Source organism: Pseudomonas sp. GW821-FHT04D07, assembly GCF_059420225.1.
This window is the reverse complement of the sequence record NZ_JBWKTH010000042.1, coordinates 12,798-30,965: the sequence shown is the minus strand read 5'-3', so window position 1 is coordinate 30,965 and position 18,168 is coordinate 12,798. Positions and strand designations below refer to the sequence as shown.

At 56.5% G+C, this 18,168-nt stretch carries 14 protein-coding genes and 1 pseudogene; 6 read left to right on the top strand and 9 right to left on the bottom strand.

Annotation, left to right across the window (positions count from 1 at the left end):
• Positions 1–73 precede the first annotated feature (73 nt).
• Positions 74–958, top strand: a complete 885-nt coding sequence (locus tag AC07T0_RS29830) for a LysR substrate-binding domain-containing protein (RefSeq protein ID WP_495004549.1) — start codon at positions 74–76, stop codon at positions 956–958.
• 133 nt (positions 959–1,091) lie between these two features.
• On the opposite strand, the gene AC07T0_RS29825 is transcribed toward AC07T0_RS29830, so the two are convergent.
• Together AC07T0_RS29825 and AC07T0_RS29820 are read right to left on the bottom strand one after the other, a co-directional pair.
• Positions 1,092–1,301 carry a hypothetical protein gene (locus tag AC07T0_RS29825; RefSeq protein WP_495004548.1) on the bottom strand — a complete coding sequence of 70 codons (210 nt, stop codon included), beginning with the start codon at positions 1,299–1,301 and terminating at the stop codon, positions 1,092–1,094.
• Positions 1,302–1,748: 447 nt separating this feature from the next.
• Positions 1,749–2,234, bottom strand: coding sequence for a hypothetical protein (locus tag AC07T0_RS29820; protein ID WP_495004547.1), 486 nt, complete (start codon positions 2,232–2,234; stop codon positions 1,749–1,751).
• 635 nt (positions 2,235–2,869) lie between these two features.
• On the opposite strand from AC07T0_RS29820, the gene AC07T0_RS29815 reads away from it, so the two are divergent.
• The 3 genes from AC07T0_RS29815 (at position 2,870) to zapE (ending at position 6,724) form a co-directional block, all read left to right on the top strand.
• Positions 2,870–4,486, top strand: a complete 1,617-nt coding sequence (locus AC07T0_RS29815) for a hypothetical protein (protein ID WP_495004546.1) — start codon at positions 2,870–2,872, stop codon at positions 4,484–4,486.
• Between the two features lie 654 nt (positions 4,487–5,140).
• The gene (locus AC07T0_RS29810) at positions 5,141–5,353 is read left to right on the top strand and encodes a hypothetical protein (RefSeq protein ID WP_495004545.1); all 213 of its coding nucleotides are present in this window, start codon (positions 5,141–5,143) and stop codon (positions 5,351–5,353) included.
• Between the two features lie 231 nt (positions 5,354–5,584).
• Positions 5,585–6,724, top strand: a complete 1,140-nt coding sequence (gene zapE / locus AC07T0_RS29805) for a cell division protein ZapE (RefSeq protein ID WP_495004544.1) — start codon at positions 5,585–5,587, stop codon at positions 6,722–6,724.
• A gap of 204 nt (positions 6,725–6,928) precedes the next feature.
• Here the strand turns inward: zapE and AC07T0_RS29800 are convergent.
• The 7 genes and pseudogenes from AC07T0_RS29800 to AC07T0_RS29770 form a co-directional block, all read right to left on the bottom strand.
• Positions 6,929–7,714: pseudogene (locus AC07T0_RS29800) on the bottom strand (methyl-accepting chemotaxis protein); the annotation flags it as partial.
• 168 nt (positions 7,715–7,882) lie between these two features.
• Positions 7,883–8,293 carry an MCP four helix bundle domain-containing protein gene (locus AC07T0_RS29795; protein WP_495004543.1) on the bottom strand — a complete coding sequence of 137 codons (411 nt, stop codon included), beginning with the start codon at positions 8,291–8,293 and terminating at the stop codon, positions 7,883–7,885.
• 390 nt (positions 8,294–8,683) lie between these two features.
• Entirely contained in the window at positions 8,684–9,385 is a 702-nt protein-coding gene (locus AC07T0_RS29790) for a methyl-accepting chemotaxis protein (RefSeq protein ID WP_495004565.1), read from the bottom strand.
• Between the two features lie 458 nt (positions 9,386–9,843).
• The gene (locus AC07T0_RS29785) at positions 9,844–11,445 is read right to left on the bottom strand and encodes a GMC family oxidoreductase (RefSeq protein WP_495004542.1); all 1,602 of its coding nucleotides are present in this window, start codon (positions 11,443–11,445) and stop codon (positions 9,844–9,846) included.
• Positions 11,446–11,467: 22 nt separating this feature from the next.
• A complete protein-coding gene (locus tag AC07T0_RS29780; RefSeq protein ID WP_495004541.1) occupies positions 11,468–12,943 on the bottom strand; it encodes an aldehyde dehydrogenase in 1,476 nt (491 codons plus the stop codon).
• Positions 12,944–12,972: 29 nt separating this feature from the next.
• A complete protein-coding gene (locus AC07T0_RS29775; protein ID WP_495004540.1) occupies positions 12,973–14,160 on the bottom strand; it encodes an OmpP1/FadL family transporter in 1,188 nt (395 codons plus the stop codon).
• Positions 14,161–14,638: 478 nt separating this feature from the next.
• Positions 14,639–15,583, bottom strand: coding sequence for a LysR family transcriptional regulator (locus tag AC07T0_RS29770; protein ID WP_495004539.1), 945 nt, complete (start codon positions 15,581–15,583; stop codon positions 14,639–14,641).
• Between the two features lie 282 nt (positions 15,584–15,865).
• Here AC07T0_RS29770 and AC07T0_RS29765 point away from each other — a divergent pair, with 282 nt between their 5' ends.
• Both AC07T0_RS29765 and AC07T0_RS29760 read left to right on the top strand, forming a co-directional pair.
• The gene (locus tag AC07T0_RS29765; protein ID WP_495004538.1) at positions 15,866–17,203 is read left to right on the top strand and encodes a Rieske 2Fe-2S domain-containing protein; all 1,338 of its coding nucleotides are present in this window, start codon (positions 15,866–15,868) and stop codon (positions 17,201–17,203) included.
• On the top strand, positions 17,196–18,152 hold the full coding sequence (locus AC07T0_RS29760) for a PDR/VanB family oxidoreductase (protein ID WP_495004537.1): 957 nt from the start codon (positions 17,196–17,198) through the stop codon (positions 18,150–18,152). Before AC07T0_RS29765 ends, AC07T0_RS29760 begins: the two co-directional genes overlap by 8 nt.
• Positions 18,153–18,168 lie beyond the last annotated feature (16 nt).

The following is an 18,168-nucleotide window of genomic DNA, read 5'->3' as shown; positions in this document are numbered from 1 at the left end:
CTCAGACTAACAGTGCCGTGACCGCACTACCGATGCAGTACTTCTTCTTCTAGCCAGTAGAATTTCTATCATCATGTCCAATAATACCCGTCCCCTGCCGCCCCTCAATGCCTTACGTGTATTCGAGGTTGCCGCCCGCCATCTGAACTTCCGGCTGACCGCCGAGGAGCTGGGAGTCACTCAGGCAGCCGTTGCTCAGCAGGTCCGTGGCTTGGAGGCAAATCTGGGGCTGAAGTTATTTGAGCGATTGCCCCGTGGGTTAATGCTGACCGATGCTGGTCAGCGCTACAGTGTGAGCATCCGCCATGCTCTGGAATTGATTTCCGAAGCCACCCAGACGCTTCGCCCTGAGCCTGCGCACCTGACCGTCAGCGTGACACCCACCTTCGCTTCGAAATGGCTGATTCCGAAGCTGGCATCGTTCACCCAGTTGCATTCGGACATTGATCTACGCGTACTGGCCACTGAACGCCTGTCGCACTTTCAGACTGACGGCGTCGATATCGCCATACGTTACGGTAGTCCCCCCTTCGGCCCTGGTCTCAATAGCGAGATGCTGCTGGAGCAACGAATCGTGGCGGTCGGCAGCCCCGCGTTGATTGAATCAATCGGGATGCCACGCGACTTTGACCAATTACAGCGCTACCCGCTATTGCATGACGCCCACAACCTTTGGCCGCAATTTATCGCGCAGACTTTTGAACACCCGGTGCAGGCTGCACCGAAAAATCTGCGTTTCAACCAGACCTCACTGGCGATCGAGACCGCAATCGCCGGCCAAGGGCTTGCCTTGGCCAATGACTTCTTCGTCCAGGCAGACATTGATGCCGGTCGGCTGACCCGACTGTTTGAATCTGAACTGCATACCGACGCTGGGTATTACTTGCTCTGGCCCCGCAAAGCGAAATCCCCTTCCGCCCTGGCGACTGTTCGGCAATGGTTGATGGATCAACGATAGTACTGCGTCAGTTATTGCAACTCGAATCGTCGGTGACCATTGTTCGTAGAATGACCCGACCGCAGCGAATGACTGCAATGGGTCGAAAGCGACATGAGGACGCGGCTGCGCGAAAATTCGAACCACGCATGACTCACGTGGTTTTGACAACGCCCGCCAGACACTCGCCGATCATCGCTGACGACTCATCCAGCACCCGGAGTGAATCGCGCGCGTTCAGCGCTGCCTGGCGTCCACCATTAGCCTCAACCCAAAGCGCCAATTCCTCAACTGCCGCCCCAAGTGCAAGTTGAGCTTGCACCTGGGCGACCATCATTTTTTGCAGCATTTCGATCTGGACCATGAGTGCGCATCTCCTTGATAGCCGAAGCGTAGCAGTGCTTTTCCATGGTGGGGTTTACACCCGATACCGCTCTGCAATCAGCTTTTCAAGCGGCCTTGGCTGCATGTTCCTCTCTCACTTTTGACGACTGCGATATCTCCAGGCGCAGCGTCACGAGCATTCATCCAATCAAAATACACAGCCATCGTAGGATCAACGTGGATCACGTCTTATGAGATCGCCTTTGGAAGGTGCCATGGGTGTCTTTATTGCCTCACGGATACGGTATTCAAAGCCTGCCTTGGACCTCGCTCAAGTGGCTGCTTTCGCCACAAAATGATGTATTGGCACCGCAACTACCACCCGCCACTGGCAGCCATTCACCAGTAGCGTGAGTGGCCCACTCTGCGCGGGCCAGAATCAGGACAGCCAAATAGAAAGAATGGAGTGTACAGACCCCGCTATGCGTCAATCATCGCATCTGAAATCCCGTGGCCCCAAACGCTGGATATTGAGCCAGAACGAATCCGCCGGCTCATACTGCGCCAGACTAATAGCGTGCTCCTCCCCTCTCTCATCCGCTTCGATCACCAGGCGATTCCAATCGAACTCTGGACTCTTTGAAACGCCATAGGACGGATGAGGGCTGTCGAGGCAGAAACGAATCGAGAACACGCACAGCGGCGAGCCCTGATGGGCATCGCGTTCATAGAGCCGCCAGAAATCAGGTACCCGCGTTTTGCAGCGCTGCTCGGCAAAAGCCAACGCCTCAGGTAGATCATCCCAAACGGCCTGAACGATCCGTTGAGCAGCGACAAGGCGCTCATGCGGCAGCTCACCTTTGCGGTGCTCAACGTAAATCAGCAATCGCCCGAACTGATACTCGCATTGCCATATGCCAGAGCGAGTTTCCCAGTGCCCCAGCATGGATTCGGTGAATAGGTTGATGTCCATATCTAGCCTGGAGAGCCTGTGATGAGAGGCTCGCAGGTTATAGCTTCGTGCCTCGAAAATGAACCGCCCAACACACGATCATTGACTCGAACTCACCTGTGACCACAGGCAACCGTGGGCCGATTTCGATCAGTCGTAACGGGCAGAAACTGGCCAGAAGCGGACCTATCAGAAAAGTTGTGGTCGGTGATACCAACCATCTCAATGCTCGTGACAGCGCCAGAAAGCGCTTGGCCTTTTTCTAGATGCCTATCTCACAAGGCGTCCCCTCCACCGGTGTTCGACACCACTCTTGCAACGCGTCAAACAAGGTAGCGGAGGCTCAGCAGATGGGAAACTGGCCTGCAAATCGCTTATGCCCATTTGCGGTCAAGATTTTTCGCGTGATTCCAATAGTTTGCATCGCAAATCACTTTGCGCTAGTTTGGCCACACGTCGCTACATGGTCGACGGGCTGCCCACCCCTTGAGGCCTCACCGGCCGCAGCTAACCGGATCGAACCATGATCATCACAGCAATCTCTTGACCTAAGCCTCTTCCGGGCATCGGGGATGGCGGGTGGGCGTCTCCGATGTCGCTCCTTGGGAGCAACGGAGAAACTTATGGTACCGACTACACGCCGCGAAACCATCAAAGTGCAGGCCAAGCGCCTGCGCAATTTGTTCGATATCGACCTGACGACTGCCAAATACGTTTTAGCGCGCGGCCCCTATGGCTGTGCCGATTGGGAGGATCTGTGTACCCGACTCGATCAGGAGCCTCATCTTCAAGGTCCGCTGCAACTGGCCGAATTGCCCCAGTCCCCGAGCGCAACAGCATATCTGGCCAAACACCTATGCCCGTTGGCCGCCTCGGTCAGCCAACTGATCATCACCAACCGCAACTTGCCAGAGCTCTGCGAAGCGCTGCGACAAGTGTTCGCGGTACCGGGCAACCCAGTGGCGCTACCGGATGTGTTGCAGGCCATCACGCCAAGTGAGTGGCTACCCACCGACATGGGGCCGGACCCACTGGCGGTGATTCAAAGTCGAGTCTGTGTTAACGGGGCGGATCTACTGCTGTTGGGAACCCGGATTTTCTGGCCGCGGTTATTTGACTTTGATGCAGAGATCACCGTCGAGCCAGTGACTGCAGAGCCCTTTGGCGACGACCTAAAAATCATGTGGGAGGTCGTTCCGTGGTATCAAGCGAGCCGAGACTACCTGTTCCAGTATCAACGTGGAGACGACTGGGACGACCTGCCAGACTTCGTGGAACCGCTGATTCCCGAGTGCGCGCGCATGCAACAGCATGCTCGGTGGTTTGCCCAGTGCCTGAAAGGGTGGTCGCAGGAACGCCACTACAATGACGAAGGGGAGGAATTCATTCCGTTCCTCTACCAGGGCCACGCCTACTTGGTGTTCGGCGTGCCCCGCGCCGAACCGGTGATGCACCCGCCGTTGCGTCGGCAGTACGTCCAGTTCCCGGACGAAGACAGTAACCGCTATCAAGTTATTCTGCTCGGTGGCCAGTTGCTGCAGATCGAGATGCTGATCGTGCCCAAACCAGCCCAATACCAGGATTGGGATTACGCCGACTATCACCAGGCGCTGTGCAACGGATTGCTGGGCGGCGCGGCGGCCGCCGGCTGGATCAGCGCGCCCCTGCACGGTTGGGGTGACCTGTTATTCATCAGCCCCGCCTGCCGCTTCACCCTGGAATGCCAATTGCGGGTGGAGATCAAGCCCGAGCCCAATGAAACGCTCCTTACCCTGCAGACCGACAATCCAGACCTTGCCATGGAAGTGCTGGAACGAGTGTACAAGGGGGATTTCATTCGCTACGAGCACACTACATTCGGTGCGCACTATGCCATGCGCATTGAATTGTCGGCCGACCACACCAGCGTTGATCTGAGCCTGTCGATGAACTGTATCGAACAGACCGTCTTCCACAGTGCCCACCTGATCAGCCGACGCGTGACCCAAAGCGACGGGGACAAGCAGACGCTGTACTGCAATATTGAACCAGCCTTGCTCAAACTGGTGGAACGCCAGCCGCTGAAGTTGCTGAAGAAAGCCATCCGCGAAGGGCAGATCCTGCGCGTCCAAGGGCTGTCCGAGCAGCTACAGGCAGCGCCAACTTTGCAGGCCAGTGGACCAGCGTTCGATCCGACCTCCAACGGGGTAGCCAACCCCCTGGAGGAGTCACTGTTCGATGGTGACTGCGAGTTGAGCTTCCACTCGATCCGCTATCAACGCACTAACTTCTAACCAAGTGGCCAGCGACACAGCGAATGCCGCGTTGCTGGACAAACGAGCCCTTCTATCCTCCGCCAACCAGGCCAGCTCAACGCGCCCAATCGCCAAACGGCGCGGCGGCCTCGACATAACGCAGCACCGACTGCATGTCGCGCCAGCCGACGTAGTCCATCAGCGCTTTGCTGCTCTACTGGTTGCGGCTGACCCAGGTGGCAAAGCCGCGGCTCAGCGAAGCGCGCTGTAACCTTCACCGTCGACCCCTCCTCCCCGTCGAAATGCCTCGCGCAGGATCCGTGACACGCTGTTGGGGTTCAGCCCTACCTCGCCCAGGTGCCCCCTGCGATCAATACGGGGAGAGGCCTATTACGATCTTTTCGGGCCTGCTGGCTGACTACGCTGGGCCGAAATCGTCTTTGGCCGAATTCCGCGTAGCGAGTCCAGAACAGCTCGGATCGCTGCACAAAGATGCCCAGAGTAATGGCATGCACGCATCAGCCCGTATCAACCCGTATCAACCCAAAGCGGTCATCCAAGATAGGCAACTTTCGGCCAATAGTGGACGGTGGACAGTCGAGGGGCGAATGGGTGGCGTCGACCCGGCTAAAGCCTGCCCCTTAAATGTCTGCAAAGGGTTGTGCGTGGCCGATCGCCAAGGGAGCGATGCATATGACAACTAATCCACAACAAGACCATGAGGCGATTAAGGCGAAAGTAATCAATCAGACAGTCATGACCTTCGAGGAAGATAAGGTGGTCATCGAGCCTCAGTACCGGAACATGTGCACGTTCGGTGAAGTGCCTATGATTGACATCCATGTGGATATTGGCGCCAACCGAGCGCTGCGAATTGTCCAGCGACTTTGTCAAGTATCGGACTGAGCCAGTTTGCGTACACATTAATCCTCAGACATTAAATGCCGTCACCTGTCAGCATCGATTGACGGGTTCAACAAAGCACAGGTACAAACACATAGCGATACACTTATACTCAACGCTATCGCGCGGGTTCAGCACTTCGAATAAGCGTTTTCCCGAAGCCTCGAAATTAATAGACAGTCTACAATACCGCTTTGAATGGCTTTCATAAAAAGTCGGAAATGCTATTCTTTGATGGTTGAAGCTATTTATGTGCAACGTATAAGAGAAGGCGAATTTTTTGTGTCTCAAGTCACACAGGATATCGAGTCCCGGTTCATGGAGCGCGGCTATCGCGCTGACTCCTCTCAGCGCGTCGCTATCAAACTTCTCGCTCATTGGCTTGACGATTGGCTGCGCGAACGACGGGTATGGTTACGGGTACCGAAAGCAGGCGTTTATTTGTGGGGTGGCGTCGGGCATGGCAAGAGTTTTGTGATGGACGCCTTCTTCGCCGCAGCTCCGGTCGAGGCGAAGCGGCGCGTGCACATTCACGCCTTTCTGCAGGGTATCCTGGAGCGTCTCAGGCAGCTCTCGGGTCAGCCCGATCCGCTAATGCTCATCGCCAGCGAAATAGCAGCCGACACCCAATTTCTGTGCTTCGATGAATTCCACGTGCATGACATTGGCGATGCAATATTGCTTGGCCGTCTTCTAGCACAACTGATCGATCGGGGTGTTGGGGTGGTTGCCACTTCCAACTATGCCCCCCAATCGCTGTGTCCGAACCCGCTGTACCGGGACCGCTTCAAGCCGACGATCGAGCTGATCGAGCGCCGGTTCGAAATTTATCAACTGGACGGTGGCGAAGATTACCGGCTAAACGCCGAGGGCGGCTACGTTTGGGGTGACCTGGCTCAGGTCGCTGCTGATGTCCAGGATGACTGGGTTGAGCTACGACTGCAGCTCGACTCGTCAGCCGAGCGTAACGTGGTGGTGGAGGTGAATCATCGCCCGATGATGCTACGGGCGCGGCAGCAAGCCACTGCTTGGCTGGACTTTGATGAGCTGTGCCGCTTGCCACGCTCCAGTGCCGACTTTCTCTGGCTCAACCGCACTTTCGAACGGTTGGCCATAACCGCCGTACCGACACTTGAACGTCAGCGAATCGACGTTCAACAGCGCTTTATCAATTTAATCGACATTTTCTACGACAGCGGTATCCAGTTGGTTCTGGTGACCGAGGCAACCCCGCAGGCATTGTTCATCGCTGGGGGACATATCGACTTTGCCCGAACATGCAGCCGGCTGCGGCAACTACAGATACTCGACGCCGCTGCGAGCTCAGATCGAGAAGCGCTCTACGAGCCCCTGCATGTCCACAGCCAGTCGTGAGAGTTCGGTACTGGCCACTGAGGTCTGCTGCGCTCCCGTGGCACTCTGCACGGACAGATCGCGATACTGGTCAGGTTACGATCCACCGCATGCGCCACGTCGGCCTGCTCTTCGGAGCTGGCGGCGATGGGCATGTTCATCTCGTTGATCTGGCCAATGGCTTTGGTGATTTTCGTCAGGCAGCACCCGCATCGTGGGCGATCAAGAGGGTGTCCTGAGCCTCCAGACAGCTGTCGTGCATCGCATGAGTAACGTGCTCGGTGCCCAGGCGGATACGCTCGATGATCTTCGCGATTTCGCCGGTCGATTGCTGGGTGCGGCCCGCCAGGGCCCGGACTTCATCCGCCACAACCGCAAATCCGCGGCCCTGCTCTCCGGCTCGCGCCGCTTCAATTGCAGCGTTGAGCGCCAGCAGGTTGGTCTGATCCCAATGGTGCGGATGACCTCGAGTACCTGGCTGATATCCTGAGATTGTATGGCAAGATGCTGCACATCGTTGTTGGTGCTCTGGACAGTGGTGCTCAGTTTTTCAATGGTGCTAATGGTGTGCTTCACCCGATCTGATCCGATGTGGCTCGACGCACCTGACGAGCGTGCCGCCACCGAGGCGGAGGCTGCATTACGGGCCACGTCTACCACCGCGACCGCCATTTGGTTCATCGCCGTGACGGCCTGTTCAATTTCCTGGTTCTGTCGAAGCAGGCCGCGGCTGGACTCGCCAGTCACCGCGCTCATTTCTTCGGCAGCCGATGCCAACTGAGTCGAAGAGTCATCGATAAGGCGGATCGTATTGCGCAAGCTGTCCTGCATGGCCTTTGCCGATTTAAGCAAATTTGAAATTTCGTCATTGCCTACGATCGCAATATCGCTACGCAGGTCGCCACGAGCAATCGTGTCGTTGATCGACGACGCATATTTCAGCGGTACGACAATGCTGCGGGTAAAAAAATAAGCCAAGGTCAAGGTGACCAGCACTGCGCCAAGGATCATTGCGATGCTGAACTTATAACCGTTGTCATACGTTTGCGCCGAATCGATGCCAGAGCGACTCGCCTCATCGATGTTCAGTTGTATCATTTGATCCAGGGCCTGCTGCATTTGCCTGGAAAGCGCCGCGTGCTCGTCCAGTAGAGCCAGGCTCTCGGCGTTACGATCTTGCTAGCTATAGTCGATGCAGATGTCCGCCAGGCGACTTAGGCGCTGAATGCCATCACTGACTAACTTGAACAGTTGCTGACCATGGTCGTCAGTGACGAACGTGCCGTACCCCTGTATTTGTATGAGCAGTGTCGCACGCAGATCCCGGATGTTCTGGATAACGGCGTTCTTGCTCGCCGCGCTGGACTGACCGGCAAGCCGATGGCTTTCAAGCATCAGTTTCAGAGCTGTGGCGTCGATCCGGTCGGCGGCGATGACGCGGACCATCGAATGCTCTTCAACCTCGGCGGCCATGGTACGGATGGCGTGCAGGTTCCATAGCGAAACCACACCAAGGACAATCACCAACGAGGTAATAACGGGAAAACACAGCGCGGCACGAATCGAAACTTTCATATTTCTGAGCAACATCACATTTCCCTATAGGTGAAACTCGTCCACATAACTTCACTACCAGCCCCGTGATAAAAGGCTTCAGCCAAAAACAATCGATTAAGCGAAGCAGGCCCAGAAAGTCGATAACATCATTAGTTAGCGCGCGCCGACTTTGACTCATCGAATTCATGCAGTTCTGGAAAACAACGATTATGTTTCAGCGCGGAATGAAGTAGGCGACGCCTGAGGTCCATCACGACTTCCGGGGGACGCGCGCCGTGCGGAGGGTCTACTACTTGAAGACAAAGTAATAGAAGAGCCAATAGCTTCATGAATATCCTAAAAGCCGCGCAAGACCTCGCCCGATCAACATGCGAATAACCCAACCGCTCCGTAAAGCAAGTGCAACCCGCCCTTTGGCGTTGTTTAATTCACTGAAGAAATATCCACTTCAAGTTGTTGTGATGCTTGCGCCAGACTTTGGATGGACAGATTGTTGCTGCGAGACCTCCGCGCCATCGTCTCTACCCGCGAAGCTATTTCACCTGCGGCTTGGGTCTGGTTACCCAGCTCCTGAGAAATCTCTTCGACGAGGATGGCTGAACGGTGAGCGCCTTCGCGGATATGGTCCATGGCGAGTCCCGCTTCCTTTGCCAGTGCGACACCCTCATTCGCTCGCGTTACCGCTGCCTGCATACTGTCCACGACCTGCGTCGTATGGGTTCTGATGCGGTCGATCATGTCAGTCACTTCCTGAGTGGATTGCGCAGTCCTGGCCGCTAAATTACGAACCTCGTCGGCGACGACGGCAAACCCGCGACCGGCGCTACCTGCACGCGCGGCTTCAATGGCAGCATTCAATGCCAACAGGTTTGTCTGTTCGGCGATACCTCTGATGACTTGAATAATCGAATGCACTTCCTCGGAAGAATGACCAAGGGCGACAATCCGGGTTGAAGACTGATTGACTGCCTGGACGATGCCTTCGACCCCCGCGATGACATTGGCGATCACCTCGCTTCCGTTATGGGCCAGTTGCTCCGACTGATTCGAAAGGCTCTTCGCATTGTTAGCCTGCCCGGCAACAAGACTGATAGCGGCACCCAGGGAATCCAGTGCCTGTGCCATTGTCACAGCGCCAGTCGCCTGGGCGCCGGTACTGTCAGCGATCGACAGAACCTGATCATTCAATGAACGGGCCGACACCTGCAACGTTTGACCCTGTTCACAGCGTTGCATGCACTTCGCTCGCCAATTCACCTGGACATCCTGCAGCAAACTGACAAGACGCCACTCGGCGCCGTGGTTTGCAGCAACAGGCTCCGGCCTGAAATCACCGTTGCCCATCGTCTGAGCCACAGTGACGGCGTGTTCCCAAACCTTCAACAGCTTCGTCAGATACTGGTTTATCTGCCATGACGTCACCAGCAATCCAATGGCCAGTACGGTGAAACCCCACCGGGCAAAACGCTCGTCAGTGCTTAATGCGCCGAATACGGCGACGGCCATCAGCGCCAGTGTCACGGCAGCCAGAACTCGCTTCGTTCGTATACCCATTCGAGATTTCCTGCGAGAGCGATGGACGTTCAGAACGGCTCGTTGGCCATCATCAGGGTGATGGCCCTGTCCGCCACGGCCATCACCGGTGCATTGGTGTTGGCACTGATGATGTTGGGCATCATCGAGGCATCAATGACTCGTAACCCCGTCACACCTCTTACCCGCAGGTCGCCGTGAAGCACGCTCATCGGGTCATGATCGGCGCCCATTTTGCAGGTGCCTACGGGGTGGTAGTTGCTCTCGGTGGTGCGTTTGAGGTACTCCAGCAATGCCTCGTCCGTTTGCACTTCGATTCCCGGCTGAATTTCTTTGCGGATAATGCTGGCCAGTGGTTCTGTCGCAGCGATCGAACGCAGGTATTTGAGCGCTTGCAGGAGGCGCGAACAGTCGCTGGGATCGCTTAGCCAGTTAGGATTGATTAGCGGATCATCACCAGGATGAGCCGAGCGTAAACGCACAGTGCCACGGGACAGCGGCTTAACCAGGTTGGCCATCAGGGTGAAACCATGGGTTATATTTTCTTCATTCTCCATGGGCCACATCACGCCGACGCCGTAGATCTGCAAGTCAGGGTCCAACAGCGGATCCTGCAAGTTGACGAAGGCCATCGTTTCGGCACCGTTCGAGGAAATGGGGCCGTCGTGAAACGCAAAATAACGCAGCGCGTTGCGTAACGCCGGCCATCCTTTGTCCTCACCGTAGTAGCCATAGGCGCCGTTGGTGGTCATCGACAGCAAAGCGGTGTTGTGGTCTTGCAGATTCTCCCCGACCCCCGGTAAATCGACTCGCACGTCGATACCGTGCTGGCTCAGATGCTCGGCAGGACCGATGCCCGACAACATAAGCAGTTTTGGTGTGGCGAAAGCGCCGGCGGCCAGGAGCACTTCGCCGCTGACATGGGCCTGGTCCACTGATTGCTTGAGCTGATACTCGACACCCACGGCTCGATCATTGTCGAACAGGATCTTGTTGACGCGAGCGCCAGTGATGACCGTCAGCAATGGGTTGTCGAGGATCGGTTTAACGAATGCCGTCGATGCGCTGCTGCGCTCCCCGCGCCAAGTAGATGTCTGCAGGTAACCGACGCCGTACAGATCACCGGCATTGAAATCGGACCTGAACGGCAGGCCCGCCCGCTGCATCGTGCGCACAAAAATGTCGGCAGCCTCAACCCGGTAACGGGGATCTGAGACCTTCAGTGGTCCCTCGGCACCATGTGCATCGTTATCGAAACGCTGATTGCCTTCCTGACGCTTGAAATAGGGTAACAAAACGTCCCAGCCCCACTGCGGTTGTCCGAGTGCCGTGTTCCAACGCTCGTAATCCTGGCGCGAGCCGCGGGTGTAGGCCATGGCATTGACGGAGCTTCCACCGCCCATGACATTGCCTTGCGGCACACGCACCACGCGCCCGTTCATTCGCAGCTGCGGTTCGGATTCGTACTGCTTGACGTAGGGGCTTCCTTCGAAAAGCATCTTGAACGTCGCGGCTGGCATTTTCAGAAGCATGCTTTTGTCCACGGCGCCCTGTTCGAGCAATAACACTCGCTTGCCGTGGTCCACGACAAGGCGGTTTGCCGCGACGCAGCCGGAGCTGCCCCCTCCGACGATGATGTAGTCGTATTTCATGAGATACCTGCGGTAGGGGGGCTCAAACGCTGGGGAAGTAAATCGCTTGGGATTCGAGAAAAGCGTCCAAGCCTTCAGGACCGCCTTCACGTCCCATGCCTGATTGCTTGAACCCGCCAAAAGGAACGTTGGGCGCCATCTGCAGGCCATTGATGGTCACGTTGCCGGTCTTGACCTGGCGTGCAAAGGCGGCAGCCCGCTCGATAGACGCGCTGAACACGCTCCCGCTGAGGCCGAAATCACTGTCGTTGGCCAGGCGAAGAGCGTGGGCATCGTCTTCGTAGGCGAGGATCACCACCACCGGACCAAAGATCTCCTGGCGTGCAATCGTCATTTCAGGCGTCACTTCAACGAACACCGTTGGCTGAATGAAGAAACCCAGTTCCCGTCCTTCGACCCGCGCACCGCCCGTGACGATTCGCGCGCCTTCCTCTAACCCGGTCTGGATATACGTCAATACATGCTTGTATTGAGTAGCACTGGCCACCGGCCCCAAGTGAGTCGTGTCGTCCCAAGGGTCGCCGATCGTCAGGCTGGCAATCGCCTGTGTATAGGCGGTGACGAATTCATCATGGCGCGATCGAGGTACCAGCAGCCGGGTTTGAGCGAAACAAATCTGTCCGGAAAACGGCATGCTGAAATGGGTCAGAACCCCGACCGTCGTTTGCAGGTCGGCGTCATCCAGCATGATGGCGGCGGATTTACCGCCCAGCTCCAAAGTGAAACGCGCCATGCGCTGGATGCACACGTTCGCGATGTCTTTGCCTACCGCAGTGCTGCCGGTAAAGCTGACCTTGTCGACCCCGGCTGACGCCACAAGGTAGGCGCCTTCCTCGCGATCTGCTGTGACGACATTGATCACGCCGTCTGGAATTCCCGCTTCTTCAGCGCATTCGGCCAACACCAGGGCATCGAAAGGTGATTCCGGCGGTGACTTGATAATCACGGTACACCCCGCTGCGAGTGCGGCGCCCAGCTTGTAAGTCAGGATAGGTAGCTGCGCATTCCAAGGCGCAATCAACGCGACGACTCCCACCGGATGACGAACAACGCTGGCCTGGCCTTGGTACGTATCGCGAACCTGGGTGAATTCGAAGGTGTCAGCCAACTGCGCGTAGTAGTCGAGCGTGGTTGGGCCAAAACCGGAAAAAAGTCCTGCAAAGCCCACTGGCGCACCGACCTGTGCGGTCCAGAGTCGCGTGAGCAGCGGCAAGCGATCGTTAACGACCTCTGCAAACTGCCGCAAATGCGTTGCCCGCTGCGGACCTGTCATGCGCGCCCAAGGTCCCACATCGAACGCTTGGCGCGCTGCCGCGACAGCTTGGTCGATGTCGGAAAAATTGGCCAAAGGTACATCGCACAGTGGCGCTTCGGTGGAAGGGTCGATCAGCACGCGGCTCTGGACTCCTTGCACTGGCAACCATTTACCTGCGATGAAAAAACACGAACGAACGTTATCCGACAGTTCTTTTTTAAAGTCGAAGATAGGCTGTTTCATGGCAACTCCCAGTAAGTAGCGATGGTTGATCAGAATTTGTAGCCATAACCCATCACGACGTAGCCGTACCTGACGTCGATGGTCGACCCGTCGCTTTTGCCGGTGCCGGTCACGTGCTCGCTGAGGTCTTTGACCAATCCAAAGGTTGCCTCCCCTCGATCGCCTACCGTGCGTGTCACACCAGCGCTGTAGGATTTGTGCAGTAGCCCAGGAATCAGAATGTTGGCAACGAGGGAATCGCTGGCGTACTGGCGGTTGGCGTAGTTGATGCCCGTTCGGACGGTCCACTGATCATCGAGTTGATAAGCCAGCCCTAGGCGCATGTTGTGCTGATCACGCCAGCCGAAGGTTTGATCACTGTTGAGTGCTTCAACCCCAGACCAGCGGATCAACCGGTAATCGAAGGCGACGGTCAACTGGCCGGTGGGTCGCCAGGCCAACCCGGCACCGAGAATTTCAGGGCTGTCGAGCTTGCCGTCCGAGACCGACAACAGGTCATCCTTATAGCCGTCGAAGCTGGTGGCTTTTTGTTTGCTCGTATACGAGACACCCAAGGTTAGAGGGGCGACGGGGGTCCACAAGGCACCGAGGCGAAAACCATAGCTCCAGGCGCCTTGGGTACCATGGTCGGGCAAGATGGCTGGACCGGCAGGTGTTGGCAGTGCAGTGCCACGGACTAAAAGTGACTGGTACGCCGCGGTAACTGAAACACCCAGCGCGAGTTTGTCAGTAACTTTATACGCTAACGTTGGCGCTATACCGGCCTGTTTGAGCATTGCCTGAAACCGTGGCAAACCTTGGTTCTGAAACAGCGGGCCATCGTAGTCCCAGCCCACACCTGCACCGATGGAGGACACACCAAAACTCAACTTCGGTGAAAGGTCGTAGTTGAATCCAAACTCCGGGATTGGCACTGTTTTGTGGCCACTCAGACGATTGTCCGAGGAGCCATAAGTAGCCTCGTTACTGCCGATGAATAGCTGAATATCACCGTCAACTCGATTGCCTACGTACGCCATGCCGGCCGGGTTGGAAGCTGCGGCCATGGAGTCCTGTGGCAATGCAATTGACGCACCGCCCATCGTTACACTTTTCAGCCCTTGGCCATCGGTATATAGACCATTGGAAGCATGCGTCATGACTGGAGCGCCTAGTGCCACCCCCCCCATGCAACCTGCCAAAGCCCGGACGACGTAGTGCCTGAACATAGTATTCATGATCCCTCTCTTTTATTTTTATGGTGAGGCGACAGCAAAGTGACTAAGCCGGGAACCGGATAGTCGTTAGTGTCAATTTTCAGGGCGCAAACATGCCGTAATTACCCCCCAACTAACGTTGACACCCTGGTGGTTAATTCATGCTGAATCGAAGGCTGAAAGGCTCTGCGCTGCGACTAAGCCAATACTTAATTGGCCACGGGAGGAAGAAGGTATATGACCTCAGGCAACAGCAAATCGAAGACTGAACGCTCGGCAGAAGAAATAGCTCGATCGAATAACAGTCTGCGGGAAGTTCCACCATGTATGGAAAAGTAGGGGCTCGAAGTCTGAGTCATTATTGGCGCTCGCAATCATCGCTTCTTATTGGTCAGAACGTAACGGCACGTAACCGTTGTCCTGTGAAGCGATGGTAGGGAGGCCAATGGACACCAGCAATGCGATCTGGCGCATAACTGTTATCGAATAAACGCATTGCTCAGACGGGTAGCATGAGTGAGCGCACGGCAATCGACCGTTGCCGGATTTCTTCACGAATGATTGAGTCGATAAGCCCCAATGCTTGCTGGGTTAAGAGGTTACAGGGACGATGCGTGGAAGTGGCCAGCCAAAGGCTGGTGACCAGTTCCGGCTCTATCGCTCGAACACTCAGGAGTTTGTCGAGGTGGCAGTGATCGTCACCGATAGCATTCATCGGCAGAACTGCGTGGCCGTGTCCTCGCCGCACCAACTCGTGGATGGCAGGAATGCTCTCTATCTCGTAACGCACTTTGATTTTTCGCTCCACCGTCGCCAGCGATTGTTCAAGCAAGAGACGAATATTGTTCGGCCGTCCCGGGATGATGAATTGCAGCTCGGCGAGCGCTTCAAGGCTGATGGCCCCCCCAATCGTCACATCGTCGTCAGGGGTGCGCGGTGAGATCAGAAACAGCGGTTCCTCAGCCAGCGGCAAGAGATCGACATTCGCCGTAGGCATGGTGTTATAGACCACGCCGCAATCCAGCCGGCCAATGCCAAGCCACTCAAGAATATGGGTCGACAACCCTTCCACCAGGCATAACGTCACACCAGGAAAGTGTTCCCGGAATGCTTCCACCAACGGCACCGTGGACGTGCGCCCCAAACTGGGTGGCCAGCCCAGAACCAATCGCCCTTCAGCGACATTGCGGTGTTGATCAATATCCGCTCGCGCCAGATCAATTTGCCGAAGGATGCCTCGCGAATGCTTGAGCAGCCGAGTACCCGCTGCCGTCAACGTAACGCCGCGGCCGGTGCGCTCGAACAGTGATGCGCGCAATTCGATTTCCAGTTGTCTGATCTGGCGGCTCAGTGCCGGCTGAGTGATGTCGAGGAACGTCGATGCCCGGCTGAAGCTGCCCAGCTCGGCGACCTGACTGAAATATTCAAGCTGTTTGATATCCATCCCAGTCCTCTTCTTTTAGTTGTCAAGGTTGGTTTTTGCTTTTGCCTTACTTACCAGAATGCACTCCGCCGACGCCTATCACAACTCCAGGTCACGCCGAGTAATGCTATCGAAATTCTGCATAGCTGCTAGTCGCGGCGCGCCATTGATCGCGCCCGCCACCAACCCTCACTGTTGACCCCAGCTCGTGACGCATGAGCCTCCAATAAAAACGTAACCGTCCGCCTTGCGTAGAAGACATTTCTCTCGGCAGTTCGGTACTTCAAGAACAGGATTTAAAAGATGGACCAGACAAGCCTGATCCCTGTGGTTCAAGACAGCATTCCCAACGAGCGCGGCCCTGGGCGCTATCAATACCTGACCCGCACCAACCGTGGTACACCTGCCGGTGAGCTCTTGCGCCGCTATTGGCAACCCATTGCCCTGGCCGATGTCGTACCACCCGGCTCGGCGCCTTTCCCTTTACGGATCATGGGCGAAGACCTGGTGCTGTTTCGCGATGACAAAGGTGAAGTTGGCCTGATCAACCGCAAATGCGCGCACCGCTGCGCAGACCTGGCGTTGGGTCGTATCGAAGATGGGGGGTTGCGCTGCCCTTATCACGGCTGGCTGTTCGACGGTAAAGGCAAATGCCTGGACCAACCGGCAGAACATTCTCCGACCGCCAAGGACAAGGTCCGCACTCACTCCTATCCACTGCATGAAGCCGCTGGTGCTTTTTGGGCCTACATGGGACCCGGCGAACCGCCGCTTTTTCCTAACTACCCGGCGCTCGCGGGCGGCGATGAACACCGTTATACCTGCCGTTGGCGCGGTGACTGTAACTGGCTGCAAGCCAGTGAAGGCAACATTGACCCGGTGCATACTTCCTACCTGCATCAGGTGAATCTGACCGACGAAACCATGCAAGCGCGCTGGGGTGTATTTTCAAACAAAGCGCGTCCGATCATCAGCATCGAAGACACCCGATTCGGCGTTCGTCTTTATACCAAGCGCGCCATTGGCGAAACCCGCGATACCTCAATCCGAATCACGAATTACGTCATGCCTAACGTTTGTGCGGTCGGTGGATTTGAAGGTTATCTGGGAGACGGCGGGCTCACCATGTTGTGGGACGTGCCGATCGACGACCACGCACACTGGCGTTGGGAATTCATCTATCACCGCAGCGGGCAACTCGATAAGGAAAGTCTGGAGAAGCAATACCAGGCCGAGAAAGATGAACACGACCGCATGCTGCGCGCCGATGACCCGCTCTTCATGCAAGATCGCGACTCGATGAAAGAAGCGGCCTACCTGGGCATGGGGGAATGCTTCTCCGTGCACGATATTGCGATCACTCAATCCCAGGGCGTCATCCACGACCATACCCATGAACACTTGGGCGCTACGGACGTAGCGATCATGCGCGCACGCCGGATGCTCGACGAGGGCGCTCGCGATGTACTCGAAGGCAAGGACCCACGCGGAGTCGTACGCACCATTGAAGAAAACAACTTCAAAGACATGGTGGTGATCACTGGCGTCATTGACCCTAATACCAGCCAGGAAGCGTTCTGCACGCTCCACTCCGAGGACCAGCTGTTCGCGCCTGAAATCATCGGAGGTCGTGATGTTTGAGGTCATCCTCACCCGCAAAGAGCTCGAAGCAGAAAACATTTTTCTGTTCGAGTTCCAGCATCCTGATGGCAGTGCGTTGCCACCCTTTACAGCGGGCTCGCACATCGACGTGCAAGTCCGGCCGGGGCTGATTCGTCAGTACTCGCTCTGCAACCATCCGGATGAACGCCATCGTTATCAGTTGGGTGTGTTGCAAACCGCAGACTCCCGCGGCGGCTCCAAAGGCATGCATGAAGATCTGCACGTTGGTCAAACGGTGTGGATCAGCGAGCCACGCAACCTGTTCGAACTGGAACCGCAGGCCGGTCATTCCCTGTTATTCGCTGGCGGTATCGGCATCACTCCCATCCTCAGCATGGCTGAAGTCTTGAATGATCGGGGACAGTCGTTTTCCCTGTTCTACTTCGCCCGGAGCGCCGCCAGCGCTGCATTCGTCAAGCGAGTCGAAGCATCGTCCTACAGCAGCAGCAGCCAATGCCAATTCGATGTCGATGACGGTCAGGCGCGCCTGGACGTCAGGGAGTTGCTCAGTCATCCGCAGCCGCACAAGCACCTCTACATTTGCGGCCCCGGAGGGTTCATGGATTTCGTCCTCGGTGTCGCACGTGAACTGCATTGGCCAGAGGCAAATCTGCACCGAGAGTATTTCAGCGCGCCCGCTAGTGGCGAAGAACAAAGCAGTGATCAGTTCGAAATCCAGGTGGCCAGCACCGGTCAGATTCTAGAGGTCGGACCGCAGGATACGGTCACGGATGTGCTGCTGGCTGCGGGTATCGAGATTCCGGTTTCCTGTCAGCAGGGCATCTGCGGCACCTGTGTGACGAGGGTGCTGGATGGCGTTCCTGATCATCGGGACTTCTACCTGAGCGATCGCGAAAAAACATCAAACGACCAATTCACACCTTGCTGCTCACGAGCCAAGAGCAAGCGGTTGGTGCTCGACCTTTAACCCGGAGCCGGCGAGT